This window comes from Phaeovulum sp. (assembly GCF_041596715.1).
Taxonomy (GTDB): domain Bacteria; phylum Pseudomonadota; class Alphaproteobacteria; order Rhodobacterales; family Rhodobacteraceae; genus UBA6213.
Map to the genome: position 1 here is coordinate 1 of NZ_JBFHIA010000049.1, position 15,415 is coordinate 15,415.

The window sequence follows — 15,415 nt, forward strand, 5'->3', positions numbered from 1 at the left end:
AAGTGGCCAGAAGGCGCGCAGGCCGCGTTCAAGCGCAAGCCCCGCCCAAGTCAAGGCAAGCGGAAGCCGCAACCGCCGCAACGCCTGTTCTACCGGGCTGCGGGTTTGCCTCATCTCACTCTCCGCTGGCGCGCCTTTGTCTCAAAGCCATTCGGGAATACTATCGCGGCCCAGCATTTCCTCATAGCTTGGCCTTGCCCTGATGACAGCGAAGTGATCCCCCTGCACCAGCACCTCGGGCACAAGGGGGCGGGCGTTGTATTCCGACGCCATCGCCGCGCCATAGGCCCCGGCAGAGCGGAAGGCCACCAGATCGCCCTCGGCCAGCGCAGGCAGAGGGCGCGCCTTGGCAAAGGTGTCGCCAGTTTCGCAAACCGGCCCGACCACGTCGAAATCCGCAATCTCGGCACCTGCCGCAGGTTCGATAACGGGCACGATGTCGTGGTGCGCGCCATACATCGAGGGCCGCGCAAGATCGTTCATCGCCGCATCTACGATCAGAAACCGCCTGCCCTCGCCCTGTTTCAGCCAGATCACCGAAGCAACCAGCAGCCCCGCATTGCCCGCGATCAGCCGCCCCGGCTCTATCTCGATCTCGCAGCCAAGATCCCCCACGGTCTCGCGAATCACTTGCCCATAGTCGAGCGGCAGCGGTGGTGCTTCGTTCGAGCGGGTGTAGGGAATCCCAAGCCCGCCGCCCAAATCGACGCGCGTAATGGTATGGCCATCGGCCCGCAGCGCGCGCACGAGGTCGGCCAGCTTGCCAAAGGCTTGGCGAAAGGGTTCCAACTCGGTCAACTGACTGCCAATGTGCACATCTACCCCGACCACATTGATGCCCGGCAGCGCCGCCGCCTCGGCATAAACCGCCCGCGCGCGGGCAATCGGGATGCCGAACTTGTTTTCGGATTTGCCGGTGGCGATCTTTTCATGGGTGCGGGCATCGACATCGGGGTTGACCCGCAGCGCCACCGGTGCGCGAAGGCCCATGCTGGCAGCTATCGCGGAAAGCGCGTGCAACTCTGGCTCGCTTTCCACGTTGAACTGCCGGATGCCGCCTTCAAGCGCCAGCCGCAATTCATCGCGCGTCTTGCCGACACCGGAAAACACGATGCGATCACCCGGCACGCCAGCGGCGCGTGCGCGCAGGTATTCGCCGCCCGACACCACGTCCATGCCCGCGCCCAGATCTCCCAGAAGCTTCAGCACGGCAAGATTGCCGTTGGCCTTTACCGCAAAGCAGATGAGGTGCGGCATCCCCGCCAGCGCCTCGGAAAACAGGCGGTAATGGCGCGTCAGCGTGGCCGCGGAATAGACATAGAATGGCGTGCCAACCGCCGCCGCGATGTCTGGAATAGCGACATCTTCAGCGTGCAGCACGCCTTCGCGAAAGAGAAAATGGTCCATCAGCGCACCCTTCTGAGGGTGGCCGGAAATCGGCTAATCGGTTGGGCGGGCGGCATGAAAGCTCCGTTTATCACTTGGAAATGGCGGCGGCGGCGACTGTTCCGGGCGGCTGCGGCGCGCCATCGACACCGCAGGCGGCTTGCACCAACACCAAAACAGCCAGCAACACGATCCGCCTCATGGCACGAAACCCACGGTCAGTGCGCCGACTTGTCCTGTCAGTTCTGGCTGGATCCGCGCGCCGTCAGCATCCATTTCGATGCGCGCGTGCAGCGCAGGGTCAGTGCACCCCGCCAGCAGCACAAGCAGCAGCGGGGGGCGAAGCAACCTTTTCATCCCAACACCTCTTGCCAGCGCGCCACCTGCGCGCGCACCTGATCGGGTGCGGTGCCACCATAGCTGCGCCGCGACGCAACCGAATTGTGCACCCCCAGCACCTCAAAGACCGATTCGGTGATCGCCGGATGCACCGCCTGCATGTCGCCAAGGCTAAGCGCGGGCAGATCGCAGCCCCGCGACTCGGCCAGCGCCACAAGCGTGCCGGTAACATGGTGCGCATCGCGAAATGGCAGCCCCGCCTCGCGCACCAGCCAATCGGCCAGATCCGTGGCGGTGGAAAATCCGCTGGAAGCCGCGCCTTCCAGATTGGCGCGGTTGACGGTCAGATCACCCAGCATCCCCTCCATTGCCGCCAAAGCCAACATCAGCGTATCGGCGGCGTCAAAGACCTGCTCTTTATCTTCCTGCATGTCCTTGGAATAGGCCAGCGGAAGCCCCTTCATCACGGTGAACAACGCCACCGTCGCCCCCAAGATCCGCCCGATCTTGGCGCGGATCAGCTCGGCCGCGTCAGGGTTACGCTTTTGCGGCATGATCGACGACCCGGTGGACCAGCGGTCAGACAGCGCCACAAAGCGGAACTGCGCCGAAGACCAGATCACCAACTCTTCGGCCAGCCGCGACAGGTGCATCGCGCAGATCGACGCGGCCGCCAGAAACTCCAAAGCGAAATCGCGGTCGGATACCGCATCAAGGCTGTTGGCCATAGGCCTATCGAAGCCCAGCGCCGCTGCGGTTGCCTGCCGGTCGATCGGGAACGAGGTCCCCGCCAGCGCTGCGGCCCCCAGCGGGCATTCATTCATCCGCGCGCGCGCGTCGATAAAACGGCTACGGTCGCGCGCGAACATCTCGACATAGGCGAGCATGTGGTGGCCCCATGTCACCGGTTGTGCGGTCTGCAAATGCGTGAAGCCCGGCATCACCCAGCCCGCCCCCGCCTCTGCCTGCACCAGAGCGGCGCGCATCAGCGCCTCTAGCCCCTTGATCGCCGCATCGCACTGATCGCGCACCCAAAGGCGAAAGTCGGTTGCGACCTGATCGTTGCGGCTGCGCGCCGTATGCAGCCGCCCGGCAGGTTCGCCAATTATCTCTTTCAGCCGCGCCTCGACGTTCATGTGAATGTCTTCAAGTGCAACGCGGAAAGGAAACGCGCCTGCCTCGATCTCGCTCAGCACATTCAGCAGCCCATCCCGAATCGCCTCGGCATCGGCGGCTGAAATGATCCCCTGCGCCGCCAGCATGGCCGCGTGAGCGCGGCTTCCCTGAATATCCTGCGCATAAAGGCGTTGGTCAAAGCCGATCGAGGCGTTGATCGCCTCCATGATCGCATCTGGTCCGGCGGAAAAGCGCCCGCCCCACATGGCGTTCGATTGGGTTTCGGCGGAATCGGTCATCGGTGGGGCCTCGGCGCAATATCTGATGCGCCGAGGCATACACGGCGCGGGCCGCACGCGCAAATCCCGCGCGACTGTTTGTGCTAGGCGCGCGCAGACAAGGCGCGGATCAGCGCCAACGCCTCGGGCGGCGGGCGCTGTTCTACCCGCCGATAGTCCGTGCAATCGGGTTTGCGCGTCAGCATTTTTTCACCGACCATGGTGCGGCGCACCTGCGCGGCATCGCCGAACAGGTGCCACGCGTTAAGCCTTTCGCTGACCTCGCGCTCGGTCATCGAAATCTCGGCGGGCAGCTTTGCCCAAAGTGGCCAGAGGCATAGCGCAACCTGACTGGTGCGCGAAGGCCAACGGATCAACCGCCCCGCAGGGTCAAACTGCCGCAGGGCGCGCTCAACTTGCGTGAAATCAGCGGCATCGCTTTCAGCGGGTGTGGCAAGCGATGCCTCTGCACTTTGGCTGGCGCGAAAGTGCTGATAGTTGCGCCAGCCCGCACCGCGCGCCAGCATGTTGAGCATCGTCAGATGGCCGGGTGGCTCGGCTGATTCCGATAGCTGCCGCACCAGCGCCTTTGCCAATGCAGAAATATCTGCAACTTCAAATGGATATGCAGTTCGTGTCATTTCGGTCCTCGTCTCGTGCCGGGGCCTCAGGGTCGATGGTCACCGGCTTTCGACGCGGCACGGGGGGACAAAGATGACCCTTGTGCAAAAGCGCAGGTTTAGCTGACCATTTGGCCCGGTGACGCCTGGGTGAACTGCTGACCCTGTGCGCAAATTGCCGCAAAACGCCGCCCTTCTCAAGCCCCTCGCTGCTGCGCACGAGTTGGTGAGGTGGCTATCGCCGCTGGGTCAGACGGGTTAAATCCTTGAGTGTCCGCCCCAAGGAGAATGCCATGTCCCTGCTTCGCTACTTTGCCATCGCCGCGCTGTCGCTAACCGCAAGCGGTGCCTTTGCGCTTGACCTCGAACCGCTCCGGCAGGGTGACATGAAAAAGCTAGCGATTACCGCGCCTGCTGTTCTTTTGCCCGAGGCGGAACTTCTGGACGATACCGGTGCCAAGCGCAGCATCGCAGAATGGCACGGCAAGGTGCTGGTGGTGAACTTCTGGGCGACATGGTGCACTAGCTGCCGTGTCGAGATGCCTTCGCTGGACCGGTTGCAGGGCGCGATGGGCAGCGACGATTTTCAGGTGCTAACGGTGGCCACCGGGCGCAACTCGATGCCCGCGATCGAAAAGTTCTTTGCGGAAGCGAACGTGACGCAACTTCAGATTTTGCGCGATGAGCGCCAGAGGCTTTCGCGCGAGTTGGGTATCATGGGCTTGCCAGTGACGCTGATTATCGACCGCGAAGGGCGCGAGATCGGGCGAATGATCGGCGATGCCGAATGGGATGGCCCCGAGGCACAGGCGCTGCTGGCCGCACTCGTAGCCGAGGGCAAGCCCGCGCCCACCAACTAATTCGGCGCGCCAAACCCGAACCCACGGCCAGAACCCCGCGCCAGCACCCGCGCGCAGGGTTATTTTGCGCAGGGCGAAAGCCCGCGCTCCGCAAGTTCTGTGCAATTTGAAGTAATCGCGCTTTTTTACCTGTTCTTAGCGGCTTCGCGGCGAAATTGCGGCGAAGCACGAAGGAGGCGGTCATGTATCAGCGCGATCTTCCACCGGCTGAGCCGGTCGAGCCGGGTCTGGTCAGCCCACTCGACCACGCGGTTGCGCTCCGTGATCGTGAAACCATGTCCATGGTGCGCCGGGCGGTTGAGCGGCGCGATGTCGTGCTGGCGTTCCAGCCCATCGTGCAATCGTCGCGCCCTGATCGCCCGGCGTTCTACGAAGGGCTGATTCGGCTGCTTGATGAAACTGGGCGGATCATTCCGGCCAGAGATTTCATCGAAACGATCGAAACAACTGAACTTGGCCGCAAGATTGATTGCCTGTCGCTGGAAATGGGGCTGATCGCGCTGGCCGAAGACCCCGGTATTCGGCTGGCCATCAACATGTCGGCGCGTTCAATTGGATATCCGAACTGGATGAAAACGCTTAACCGCGGGCTTCAGCTAGACGATACCGCAGCGGAGCGGTTAATTCTGGAAATCACCGAAAGTTCGGCAATGGTGATGCCAGATCTCGTCACAGTCTTCATGCAAGACCTGCAACAGCGCGGCGTTTCCTTTGCGCTTGATGATTTCGGCGCGGGCTTCACCTCGTTTCGATACCTGCGCGAGTTTTTCTTCGACATCATAAAGATCGATGGCCAGTTCATTCGTGGCATCGCCGACAATGCAGACAATCAGGTACTGACACAGGCGCTGATGTCTATCGCGCGGCATTTCGATATGTTCACGGTCGCGGAATCCGTTGAAAGCGCGCGCGATGCGGCGTTTCTGCAAAGCCTCGGCATCGACTGCATGCAGGGCTACTATTTTGGCGCACCAACCATCGTGCCGCCGTGGAAAGCGCCAGTTGCAGAAATGCGCGCCTAAGGCGGGAAGCCGCGCAAGATTATTGCGCAAGGCGGCGCGCGCACCACCATTAGGCTTGACCCGCCCATATCTTTGCGCATGCTGCACAGCGGCAAAGGGGCCTGCCAGACACAGCGTGCCCCACAATCGGTTATCTGCAATCGAGGGGGGATTCATGACCAATGTCGTAATCGTTTCGGCGGCTCGCACAGCCGTTGGCAGCTTCAACGGCGCATTCGCCAACACGCCCGCACATGACCTAGGTGCCGCCGTGCTGACCGAGGTGGTGGCCCGCGCCGGGATCGACAAGGCCGAGGTCAGCGAAACGATCCTTGGTCAGGTGCTAGGCGCTGGCCAAGGCCAAAACCCGGCGCGCCAAGCGCATATCAAGGCGGGCCTTCCGATCGAGTCGGCGGCGTGGGGCATCAACCAGGTTTGCGGTTCGGGCCTGCGCGCCGTGGCGCTGGCGGCCCAGCACGTGCAATTGGGCGATGCCAGCATCGTGATTGCGGGCGGGCAGGAAAACATGTCGCTTTCGCCCCATGTCGCGCATCTACGCGCCGGGCAGAAAATGGGCGATCTGAACTTCATCGACTCGATGATCCGGGACGGGCTTTGGGATGCCTTCAACGGCTATCACATGGGCCAAACAGCCGAAAACGTAGCGCGTCAGTGGCAGATCGGCCGTGATGAGCAGGACGCCTTCGCGCTGGCCAGCCAGAACAAGGCCGAAGCCGCGCAAAAAGCAGGCAAGTTCGCCGATGAGATCACGCCCTTCACGGTTAAGACCCGCAAGGGCGATATCGTGGTCAGCGCCGATGAATACATCCGCCACGGTGCCACGCTCGAATCGATGCAAAAGCTTCGCTCCGCGTTCATCAAGGAAGGCACGGTCACCGCTGGCAACGCGTCGGGCATCAACGATGGGGCCGCTGCGGTGCTGCTCATGAGCGAGGCCGAGGCGCTGCGGCGCGGGCTGAAACCGCTGGCGCGCATCGCGTCCTACGCCACCGCCGGGGTTGACCCCTCGATCATGGGCGTCGGCCCGATCTTTGCCTCGCGCAAGGCGCTGGAAAAGGCAGGCTGGAAAGCCGCCGACCTCGACCTGATCGAAGCGAACGAGGCCTTTGCAGCACAGGCCTGCGCGGTGAACAAGGACATGGGCTGGGATACCGCCAAGGTCAACGTGAACGGCGGCGCCATCGCCATCGGCCACCCGATCGGTGCCTCGGGCGCGCGCATCCTCAACACGCTTCTGTTCGAAATGCAGCGTTCCGGCGCGAACAAGGGCCTCGCCACGCTTTGCATTGGCGGCGGCATGGGTGTTGCGATGTGCCTTGAACGGGCCTGACATTTCGCCAAATGCTTCAAGGGCGCGCGCAACAATGTTGCGCGCCCCCTTTATTTTCGGTAACAGGATTTCAACAGGGATCGTTTTCTGGAGGGAAAATGTCGAGAGTAGCATTGGTGACGGGCGGCACGCGCGGAATCGGCGCAGCCATTTCGGTGGCGCTGAAAGCCGCAGGCTACGAGGTGGCCGCCAATTACGCAGGCAATGACGAAGCGGCGGCCAAGTTTACCGCCGAAACCGGCATTCCTGCCTACAAATGGTCGGTCGCCGATTACGCAGCTTGTGCCGCAGGCATTGCCCGGGTCGAGGCTGACCTCGGCCCGATTGACGTATTGGTCAACAATGCAGGCATCACCCGCGATGCGATGTTTCACAAGATGACACCCGAGATGTGGAAAGAGGTGATGGACACCAACCTTTCGGGCCTTTTCAACATGACCCATCCAGTCTGGAACGGTATGCGCGATCGCAAGTTTGGCCGCGTCATCAACATCTCGTCGATCAACGGCCAAAAGGGCCAAGCCGGGCAGGCCAACTATTCCGCCGCCAAGGCAGGTGATCTTGGTTTTACCAAGGCGCTTGCACAAGAAGGCGCGCGCGCGGGCATCACCGTAAACGCGATCTGCCCGGGCTACATCGGCACCGAAATGGTGCGCGCCATCGACCCCAAGGTTCTGGCCGAGCGGATCATTCCGCAGATTCCCGTTGGTCGGCTGGGCGAACCAGAGGAAATCGCGCGCTGCGTAGTGTTTCTGGCCGCCGATGATGCGGGTTTCATCACCGGCTCCACGCTTACCGCCAACGGCGGGCAATTCGTCGTCTGATTCCGCTTGGCAAGAAATGCAAAGGCCCGCATCTTGCGGGCCTTTCGCATGGGGCAAGGCATGACGCGCAATCAGGCAACGGCAACCGGGTTTTCAGCAGTCGTGCTCTGGTCGCTGCTTGCGCTGTTCACGGTCGGCACCGCACCGGTTCCACCGCTTTTGCTCAATGCGCTCTGCTTTGGCATCGGTGGTGGCGCCGGGCTGATCTGGCTGCTGGCGACAGGCCGGATCGGCCAACTGGGCAAGGTGCCGCTACGGGTCTATGCCTTCGGCACCGCGGGGCTTTTTGGCTATCATTTTCTCTACTTCAGCGCCCTGCGCGCAGCACCCCCCGCCGAGGCCGGGCTGATTGCCTACCTCTGGCCGCTTCTGATCGTGCTGCTATCCGCGCTTTTGCCCGGTGAGCGGCTGGCGCGCGGGCATGTGGCGGGCGCGGTGCTGGCATTCGGCGGTGCCGCGCTGATCGTGGCGGCAGGGCGGGGCGTAGGCGGGGCGCTGCAAGCCGGGCACATTCTGGCGTTGCTCTGCGCCTTTACGTGGTCAGGCTATTCGCTGATCTCGCGGCGGTTGGGCGCGGTGCCAACAGCGGCAGTTGTGGTGTTCTGCCTTGCCTCGGCGACGCTGTCGCTGCCAGCGCATCTGCTGCTGGAAACCACCCGTTGGCCAGCGGATGCGGCGGGTTGGGCAGCGATTGCGGCGCTTGGCCTTGGGCCTGTGGGGCTTGCGTTTTACACGTGGGATATCGGGGTCAAGCGCGGCGATATCCAGCTTTTGGGAACCGCCGCCTATGCGGCTCCGCTGCTTTCGACACTGGCGCTGGTGCTTGCTGGAGTAGCCGAGGCGCAAGCCACGCTGATCATCGCTGCGGGGTTGATCGCAGGCGGCGCGGCACTGGCTGCGCGCGCCGCCCGCAATTAGCGCTTATTCATGCGTAAGGCGCTGTATTTCTTCCTTTAATTTCAGTTTTTGCTTTTTCAGTTCGGCGATTTCAAGATCGCTGGAGCCCGGGTGGCGCTGCGCGTCTTCGACCTCTGCCGAAAGCGCTTCGTGCTTCTTGCGCAGCTCTTCGATATGGGCATCGACTGTCATGGCCGTCTCCTTCTTCTGCTGGTCTTTAAACCGATAGCATCACATTCCTGCGGCGCTGTCACGCCCTGCCGCCAACGCCACGTCACGTTTTCATGATCGCCCACCCGGCGTCGGCCAATCCAGCGACATACCGTCGCGCAGGATCGCGCGGGCGGCGGGTGTCAGGTCTTCGCCGTCGCGCAAATGCTGCGGTGCCGCATGTAATTGAAAAGGCGAAAGCAGTCTGAAACGGGCGCGTCCGCACTTGCGAAACTGCACTAGAACCCGCCCCGCCTCGCGCCCTTCGCGCGCGATGATCGGGCGAACCATAACGCTGCCCGCCTCGGGCGGAAGCGCCGCAAGCGCATCAGGCAAGCGGTCTGCGCGTAAGATCACCGTCATCTGGCCGCCATCCAGCAAACGCTTGCGCCCAGTTTGCAGCCAAACCGCCAAGGGCGTTGCCGCTTCGCGCTGCGCCGTTTCGCGCCCCGCATCAGCGGCGGCAGCGCCGGGGTGGGCAAAGTAGGGCGGATTGGCGAGCACATGGTCAAAGCGGCGCGCACGCACCTGCGCAGGCAGCGCGGCCAGATCAGCTTCGATAATCTCAAACTCCTGCCCCGAACGCGCAGCGTTCTGCCGCGCAAGCGCCGCGTAATCGGATTGCAATTCCAACCCGGTCAGCCGCAACCCCGGCACCCGCGCCCCAAGGCACAGGCTGGCCGCGCCCGCGCCACAGCCCAGCTCTAGCACCGATTGGCCGGGCACCGCCGGGCAGGCCGCAGCCAGCAAGACCGCATCCATCGCCGCCCGAAATCCGAAGCGCGGCTGCAAGATGCTTAACTTGCCCCCCAAAAACGCATCGTCAGAAAGCGCATCGGCCGCAAACATCAGCTGTCACCGATCTCGTTGTCGGTCAAAACCTTGCGCGCTTTGTCCAGATCCGAGTCGGCAACCATCAGGCGGCGCGGCAATATGCCAATACTGCCTTCCAATACGCTCATGTGGACGTCTATCTGAAACGCAGCTATACCCTCGCCGTCGAGTAGGGCAGAAGCGATAGCAAGTTTCACCGGGTCAGTGGTGCGCATAAGCTCTTTCATGCATACAGACTTAGGTACGAATCCTCGCCCTGTCGAGGCTGACCGGAATAAGGGGCGCTAATGCAGCAGACGCAAAAGGCAGCAAAGCCGCACGACCGGCTGGCCGTAGCACTGGCCGAAGACATGAACGCGGTAAATCTGCTGATCCGCGAGCGTATGGCAAGCCAGCACGCGCCGCGCATCCCAGAGGTGACCGCGCATCTGGTCGAGGCGGGGGGCAAGCGTTTGCGCCCGATGCTTACGCTCGCAGCGGCACGGCTTTGCGGCTATGAAGGCCCCTATCATCTGCACTTGGCCGCGACAGTCGAGTTCATCCACACCGCCACACTTCTGCACGATGACGTGGTCGATGAAAGCCGCCAGCGCCGTGGCCGCCCGACCGCCAACCTGCTTTGGGATAACAAGTCGAGCGTGCTGGTGGGGGATTACCTCTTTGCCCGTTCGTTCCAGTTGATGACCGAAACGGGCAACATGCGCGTGCTCGACATTCTCGCCAATGCCTCGGCGGTGATCGCCGAAGGCGAGGTGCTGCAACTGACCGCAGCACAGGATTTGCGCACGACGGTGGATACCTATCTTCAGGTAATCCGCGGCAAGACCGCCGCGCTTTTTTCTGCTGCAACCGAGGTGGGCGGAGTGATCGCGGGGGCAAGTGCCGCCCAGATCAGCGCGCTGTTCACCTATGGCGATGCGCTTGGCGTGGCCTTTCAGATGGTCGATGACTATCTCGATTACGCAGGCGAAGCGGGCGTGATCGGCAAGAACACGGGCGATGACTTCCGCGAGCGCAAGCTGACGCTGCCGGTCATTCTGGCGGTTGCCAAGGCCGATGCGACCGAACGCGAGTTCTGGGCGCGGGTCATCGAGAAGGGCGTTCAGCGCGAGGGCGATCTTGACCACGCAATGGCGCTAATGGCGCGGCATGACACGCTTGCCGCCACCCGCGCCGAGGCGCAGCGCTATGCCAGTAACGCACGCGACGCGCTTGCAGCACTCCCCCCGCATCCCTTGCGCGAGATGCTGGCGGATCTGGCCGACTACGTGGTCGCGCGCACCGCCTAAGTGGCAAGCGCCGTATCGCGCACCCACCAGGCCGGATGCGCGGCAGAAATGGCACGCGCCGCGGCCGCTGCGTGCAGCGGGTCTGCGAACAGGCCAAAGCAACTGGCACCCGACCCAGACATTCGCGCGATCAGGCAACCCGATTGCGCCGCCAGCGCCCCCAGCACCGTGCCGATCACCGGCGCGAGTTGCTGCGCCGGGGCTTCGAGGTCATTGCGCTGCATCCTCAGAAACGTCGCCAGTTCCGCAGCCGAGCCACAGCGCGGCAGAGCCGCGGGCATCGCGCGCCCGGTCTTTTCGGCCAGCGCCGCAAAAACTGCCGCAGTGGCCAGCCCTACGCCTGGGTTTGCCAGCACCAGCCACAGCGGAGGCAAGGGGGGGGCCGGCGAAAGCACCTCGCCAATGCCCTGCACGCGCTGCGGGCGTGGATCTAGGCAGACCGGCAAGTCAGCGCCCAGCCGCGCCACAGTGCCTACTGCGGGCAAAGCCCGGCCCCATAGCCGCGCAAGGCCGCGCATGGCCGCCGCGGCGTCAGACGAGCCGCCACCCAGCCCCGCAGCCATCGGTAAATGTTTTTCCAGCGTGATCGCGACCCCGCCGCCGCCCAAGGCCGCCGCCGCCCGCAGCACAAGGTTGTCGCCCGCCGTGGGCACGCCCGCCGCCAGCGGCCCGCTGATCGCAAGGCTAAGATCATCAGAGGGCGCAAACGTCAGCCGGTCGCCAACCTCGGCAAAGACCACCAGCGAGTCGAGTAGATGATAGCCGTCAGCACGCTGCCCGGTGATGTGCAGCGTCAGATTGACCTTGGCGGGGGCAGCTTCTTCAATTGCCATTTGCGGCGGTCACGGCGCGTAGGGGCGGGGCGCCCTCTTCGGCAAGCACTGCATCCAACCCGACTTCAAGCTTGCGGCGGATACGCTCGGCTTCGGCCTCGGTATCGGGCTCGAAGGAAAGCGCACGACGCCACTGGAACTCTGCCTCGCGCTGGCGGCCGACGGCCCAATAGACATCGCCCAGATGGTCGTTGATCAGCGAATCCACCGGCATAAGCTGGGTCGCCTTTTCCATCGGTGCCACGGCCTCTTCATAGCGGCCAAGCCGATAGAGCGCCCAGCCAAGACTATCCACGATCGCACCGTCCTCAGGCACAGCCGCCACCGCGCGCTCGATCATCGCCAGCGCCTCGTCAAGGTTCTCGTTGCGATCGACATAAGAATAGCCAAGGTAGTTCAGCACTTGCGGCTGATCGGGGCTAAGATTCAGTGCTTCGCGAAAATCGGCCTCGGCACCCGCCCAGTTGCCTGCTCGCTCATTGGCCATTCCGCGCGCGTAGTAGAGAAACCACTGATCGGGCTGCGGTTCGCCCAAGAGAGCCAGCGCCTTGTCATAAGAGACCGCCGCATCCTCGAACTGTTGCAGCCGACGCTGCATGTCACCAAGCTTGCTCCAGATCGCAGCGATTTCGGGATATTCGCTCGAAAGCGCAACAAGCGCCGCGACCGCCTCATCACTTTGATCGGCCGCAAAAAGGGCTGCGGCGCGGCCCGCCTCGGCGGCAACATAGGCCGGATCATCGCGCGAGATCTGGGCGTAGACGGTGCTGGCAAGCGCAGGTTGGTTCAATGCCTCCAGCAAGCCCGCCACCAATAGCACCGTATCGGAAACATCGGGGCGCATGTGAAGCGCGAGCCGCGCATAAGACAGCGCGTAAATGTCAGTGTTTTCAGCACCAAGCGCTGCGCCAACGCTGCTGAACACTTCCGCCAACCCGTCTTGCGCCGATTCAATCTGCGTGAAACGCAGCGTCTCGCCTGCCTCAAGCCGCGCCCGCAGGGCGGCAAGCTCGGGGTCAGGGTCGGGGCCGAACAGAGCCAAGATCATCTCCAGCGCGTCGGCGTTGCGGTCTAGCTGGCTAAGCACCTGAAGCTGCGCGATGACCATGCGGCGCGTCGCTTGCAGCGGCCCCGCCTCCGCACCCGACAAGATCGCATCGGCCCCCTCGAAATCGCCCACGCTCGCAAGCGCCAACGCCTTGTGGTAAAGCCCGAAGGCCGCGTAGCTGTCATTCGCGATCAGCGCATCGAACCCTTCCAGCGCCGCACCCACCTGCCCGCTGCCGACATAGGCCCAGGATTGAATCAACCCATCAAGCAGTGGCCCGGTGTTGGTGCCCGCAGCCACCAGCGCCTGCACGCCTGCATAATCGGCGCGCGCCGCGGCATCGGCCAATAGCACCAACGAGGCAATCTGGCTGCCATGCGCCTCGGCCTGCATGGACTTCGCCAGCGGCAGCGCCGTCTCCATATTTCCCATCGCCACCTGCGAAAGCAGCGCATCTTCCTGCAAGAACAGGTTTTCAGGGTCGGCGTTCAGTGCCAGCAGCGAATATTTAGCGGCAGCGGCAAAATCGCCTGCGGATTCGGCTGCGCGCGCGGCCAGAAAAGGCCCGGCGAAATCGACGCTGGCTTGCGCCGTGGCTGACTGTGGCGATGTGGCAAGACAAAGCGCAAGCAGCGCTGGCAGAAAGCGGTCGGCGAAACGGGGCAAAATGCGGCTCCTCTGAGGCATGAGGGCAAGCCTAACGGTGGCACGGCATCCGCGCAATGCACGGCGCGCGGCTGGGCCGCGCGCCTCGCGCAAGCGTTACATGTTCGGGTAGTTCGGCCCGTCGCCACCTTGCGGCGTTGTCCAAGTGATGTTCTCGCTCGGATCCTTGATGTCGCAAGTCTTGCAGTGCACGCAGTTCTGGAAATTGATCTGGAAGCGCGGCCCGTCTTCGGCCTCGATCACCTCGTAGACCCCCGCCGGGCAATACCGTTGCGCAGGCTCAGCATAGGTCGGCAGGTTCACCTCGATCGGCACCGCCGGATCGGCCAGATGCAGATGGCAAGGCTGGCTTTCCTCGTGGTTGGTGCCCGAAAAGGCGACGTTGGTCAGCCGGTCAAAGCTCAGCTTGCCATCAGGCTTTGGATATTCGATCTGAGCATAGTTGCCCGCCACCCCGGTTGTTGCCGCGTCGTTCTTGCGATGCCGAACAGAGCCAAGCGGGTTCCAGCCGGTCAGGTTGGCCACCCACATGTCAATTCCGCCCAGCCCAAGGCCCGCCAACATGCCGAACTTGCCCCAAAGCGGCTTCATGTTGCGCGCGCGCTTGAGGTCGCGGGCCACCGGACCGCTGCGCAGCGTGGCGTCGTAAGCCACAAGCTCGTCGCCCGCACGCCCGGCCGCAATCGCCTCCGCCACGGCCTCTGCCGCTTCGATGCCCGAAAGCATCGCGTTGTGGTTGCCCTTGATGCGCGGCACGTTCACAAGCCCCGCCGAACATCCCAATAGTGCCCCGCCGGGGAAACTTACCTTGGGGATCGATTGCCAGCCGCCCTCGCTGATTGCGCGCGCGCCATAGGCCACGCGCTTGCCGCCCTCCAGCAGCTCGGCAATCATCGGATGGTGCTTCATCCGCTGAAACTCCATGTAGGGGTAAACCCACGGATTTGCGTAGTTCAGGTGCACCACAAACCCGATATAAATCTGGTTGTCTTCGGCGTGGTAGATAAAGCCGCCGCCACCTGCGTTACCACCCAGCGGCCAGCCCATCGTGTGGGTGACGCGGCCCAACTGGTGCTTGGCCGGGTCGATCTCCCAGATCTCTTTCATGCCAAGGCCAAACTTCTGCGGCTCGTGCCCGGCGGACAGATCGTATTTTTCGATCACCTGCTTGGCGAGGCTGCCACGCACACCTTCGGCCAGCAGAACGTATTTGCCGCGCAGCTCCATGCCGGGCTCGTAGCTTGCACCAATGCTGCCGTCGGCCTCGCGGCCAAACTCGCCCGCGACCACGCCAGCGACGCGCTCGCCCTCCATCACCAGTTGGCTTGCCGCCATGCCGGGGAAAATCTCGACGCCCAGCGCCTCGGCCTCGCTTGCCAGCCAGCGGCAGACATTGCCCATCGAGACAATGTAGGTGCCGTGGTTTGACATCAGCGGCGGCAACGTCCAGTTCGGGATGCGCATCTGGCCTGCGGGGCCAAGCAGCAGAAAATCGTCGCGCGTGACGCGGGTTTTCACCGGTGCGCCGCGCTCTGCCCAGTCGGGGATCAGCGTATCAAGCCCGCTGGTGTCAAGCACTGCGCCCGAAAGGATATGCGCGCCAACCTCGGAGCCTTTTTCCAACACCACGACGCTAAGATCGCGGTCGATCTGCTTCAACCGGATCGCGGCCGAAAGGCCAGAGGGCCCTGCGCCAACGATTACCACGTCGTATTCCATCGACTCGCGTTCAATTGTCGTCATGGCTGGCTCCTTCCGGCATATCGTGCGGACTGTACTTATGCGTACTTGCCTAGCTTACCTGACAGGCCCAAGCAATCGAGACCAAACGGAAGCGCCGCGCAAAATCAGCGCAGTCGGGTG

Annotated in this window: 16 protein-coding genes; 6 read left to right on the top strand and 10 right to left on the bottom strand. The window is 63.2% G+C overall.

Annotated features, from left to right (window positions below; genetic code table 11):
- Nucleotides 1-141: 141 nt before the first annotated feature.
- The 4 genes from lysA to ABY403_RS05205 form a co-directional block, all read right to left on the bottom strand.
- A complete protein-coding gene (gene lysA / locus ABY403_RS05190; protein ID WP_372839597.1) occupies nucleotides 142-1,407 on the bottom strand; it encodes a diaminopimelate decarboxylase in 1,266 nt (421 codons plus the stop codon).
- Nucleotides 1,408-1,584: 177 nt separating this feature from the next.
- Complete coding sequence (locus ABY403_RS05195) at nucleotides 1,585-1,743, bottom strand: hypothetical protein (protein WP_372839598.1); 159 nt, start codon at nucleotides 1,741-1,743, stop codon at nucleotides 1,585-1,587.
- Nucleotides 1,740-3,140 carry an argininosuccinate lyase gene (gene argH, locus ABY403_RS05200; RefSeq protein WP_372839599.1) on the bottom strand — a complete coding sequence of 467 codons (1,401 nt, stop codon included), beginning with the start codon at nucleotides 3,138-3,140 and terminating at the stop codon, nucleotides 1,740-1,742. The genes ABY403_RS05195 and argH overlap by 4 nt, the downstream gene beginning before the upstream one ends.
- 83 nt (nucleotides 3,141-3,223) lie before the next feature.
- The gene (locus tag ABY403_RS05205; RefSeq protein ID WP_372839600.1) at nucleotides 3,224-3,760 is read right to left on the bottom strand and encodes a DUF2087 domain-containing protein; all 537 of its coding nucleotides are present in this window, start codon (nucleotides 3,758-3,760) and stop codon (nucleotides 3,224-3,226) included.
- 272 nt (nucleotides 3,761-4,032) lie between these two features.
- On the opposite strand from ABY403_RS05205, the gene ABY403_RS05210 reads away from it, so the two are divergent.
- The 5 genes from ABY403_RS05210 to ABY403_RS05230 all read left to right on the top strand — a co-directional run bounded on the left by ABY403_RS05210 (nucleotide 4,033) and on the right by ABY403_RS05230 (nucleotide 8,693).
- The gene (locus ABY403_RS05210) at nucleotides 4,033-4,599 is read left to right on the top strand and encodes a TlpA disulfide reductase family protein (RefSeq protein WP_372839602.1); all 567 of its coding nucleotides are present in this window, start codon (nucleotides 4,033-4,035) and stop codon (nucleotides 4,597-4,599) included.
- Nucleotides 4,600-4,781: 182 nt separating this feature from the next.
- The gene (locus ABY403_RS05215; protein ID WP_372839603.1) at nucleotides 4,782-5,621 is read left to right on the top strand and encodes an EAL domain-containing protein; all 840 of its coding nucleotides are present in this window, start codon (nucleotides 4,782-4,784) and stop codon (nucleotides 5,619-5,621) included.
- A gap of 154 nt (nucleotides 5,622-5,775) precedes the next feature.
- Nucleotides 5,776-6,951, top strand: a complete 1,176-nt coding sequence (locus ABY403_RS05220) for an acetyl-CoA C-acetyltransferase (RefSeq protein WP_372839604.1) — start codon at nucleotides 5,776-5,778, stop codon at nucleotides 6,949-6,951.
- Between the two features lie 98 nt (nucleotides 6,952-7,049).
- Nucleotides 7,050-7,775: an acetoacetyl-CoA reductase gene (gene phbB, locus ABY403_RS05225; RefSeq protein WP_372839606.1), complete on the top strand. Its 726-nt coding sequence runs from the start codon at nucleotides 7,050-7,052 to the stop codon at nucleotides 7,773-7,775.
- A 60-nt stretch (nucleotides 7,776-7,835) separates the two neighbouring features.
- A complete protein-coding gene (locus tag ABY403_RS05230) occupies nucleotides 7,836-8,693 on the top strand; it encodes a DMT family transporter (RefSeq protein WP_372839608.1) in 858 nt (285 codons plus the stop codon).
- Between the two features lie 3 nt (nucleotides 8,694-8,696).
- On the opposite strand, the gene ABY403_RS05235 is transcribed toward ABY403_RS05230, so the two are convergent.
- The 3 genes from ABY403_RS05235 to ABY403_RS05245 form a co-directional block, all read right to left on the bottom strand.
- Nucleotides 8,697-8,864, bottom strand: coding sequence for a YdcH family protein (locus tag ABY403_RS05235; protein WP_372839610.1), 168 nt, complete (start codon nucleotides 8,862-8,864; stop codon nucleotides 8,697-8,699).
- A 90-nt stretch (nucleotides 8,865-8,954) separates the two neighbouring features.
- Nucleotides 8,955-9,731, bottom strand: a complete 777-nt coding sequence (locus ABY403_RS05240) for a tRNA1(Val) (adenine(37)-N6)-methyltransferase (RefSeq protein WP_372839612.1) — start codon at nucleotides 9,729-9,731, stop codon at nucleotides 8,955-8,957.
- The gene (locus ABY403_RS05245) at nucleotides 9,731-9,943 is read right to left on the bottom strand and encodes a DUF2007 domain-containing protein (protein WP_372839613.1); all 213 of its coding nucleotides are present in this window, start codon (nucleotides 9,941-9,943) and stop codon (nucleotides 9,731-9,733) included. The genes ABY403_RS05240 and ABY403_RS05245 overlap by 1 nt, the downstream gene beginning before the upstream one ends.
- A 60-nt stretch (nucleotides 9,944-10,003) precedes the next feature.
- Between ABY403_RS05245 and ABY403_RS05250 the strand changes: the two genes are divergently transcribed.
- Complete coding sequence (locus ABY403_RS05250) at nucleotides 10,004-11,005, top strand: polyprenyl synthetase family protein (RefSeq protein ID WP_372839614.1); 1,002 nt, start codon at nucleotides 10,004-10,006, stop codon at nucleotides 11,003-11,005.
- Here ABY403_RS05250 and ABY403_RS05255 read toward each other — a convergent pair.
- The 3 genes from ABY403_RS05255 to ABY403_RS05265 all read right to left on the bottom strand — a co-directional run bounded on the left by ABY403_RS05255 (nucleotide 11,002) and on the right by ABY403_RS05265 (nucleotide 15,295).
- Nucleotides 11,002-11,838 (bottom strand): 4-(cytidine 5'-diphospho)-2-C-methyl-D-erythritol kinase, encoded by an 837-nt coding sequence (locus tag ABY403_RS05255; RefSeq protein WP_372839616.1) that lies wholly within the window; start codon nucleotides 11,836-11,838, stop codon nucleotides 11,002-11,004. The genes ABY403_RS05250 and ABY403_RS05255 overlap by 4 nt on opposite strands.
- On the bottom strand, nucleotides 11,828-13,552 hold the full coding sequence (locus ABY403_RS05260; RefSeq protein WP_372839617.1) for a tetratricopeptide repeat protein: 1,725 nt from the start codon (nucleotides 13,550-13,552) through the stop codon (nucleotides 11,828-11,830). Before ABY403_RS05260 ends, ABY403_RS05255 begins: the two co-directional genes overlap by 11 nt.
- Nucleotides 13,553-13,648: 96 nt before the next feature.
- Nucleotides 13,649-15,295, bottom strand: a complete 1,647-nt coding sequence (locus tag ABY403_RS05265; protein ID WP_372839619.1) for an electron transfer flavoprotein-ubiquinone oxidoreductase — start codon at nucleotides 15,293-15,295, stop codon at nucleotides 13,649-13,651.
- Between the last annotated feature and the right edge of the window lie 120 nt (nucleotides 15,296-15,415).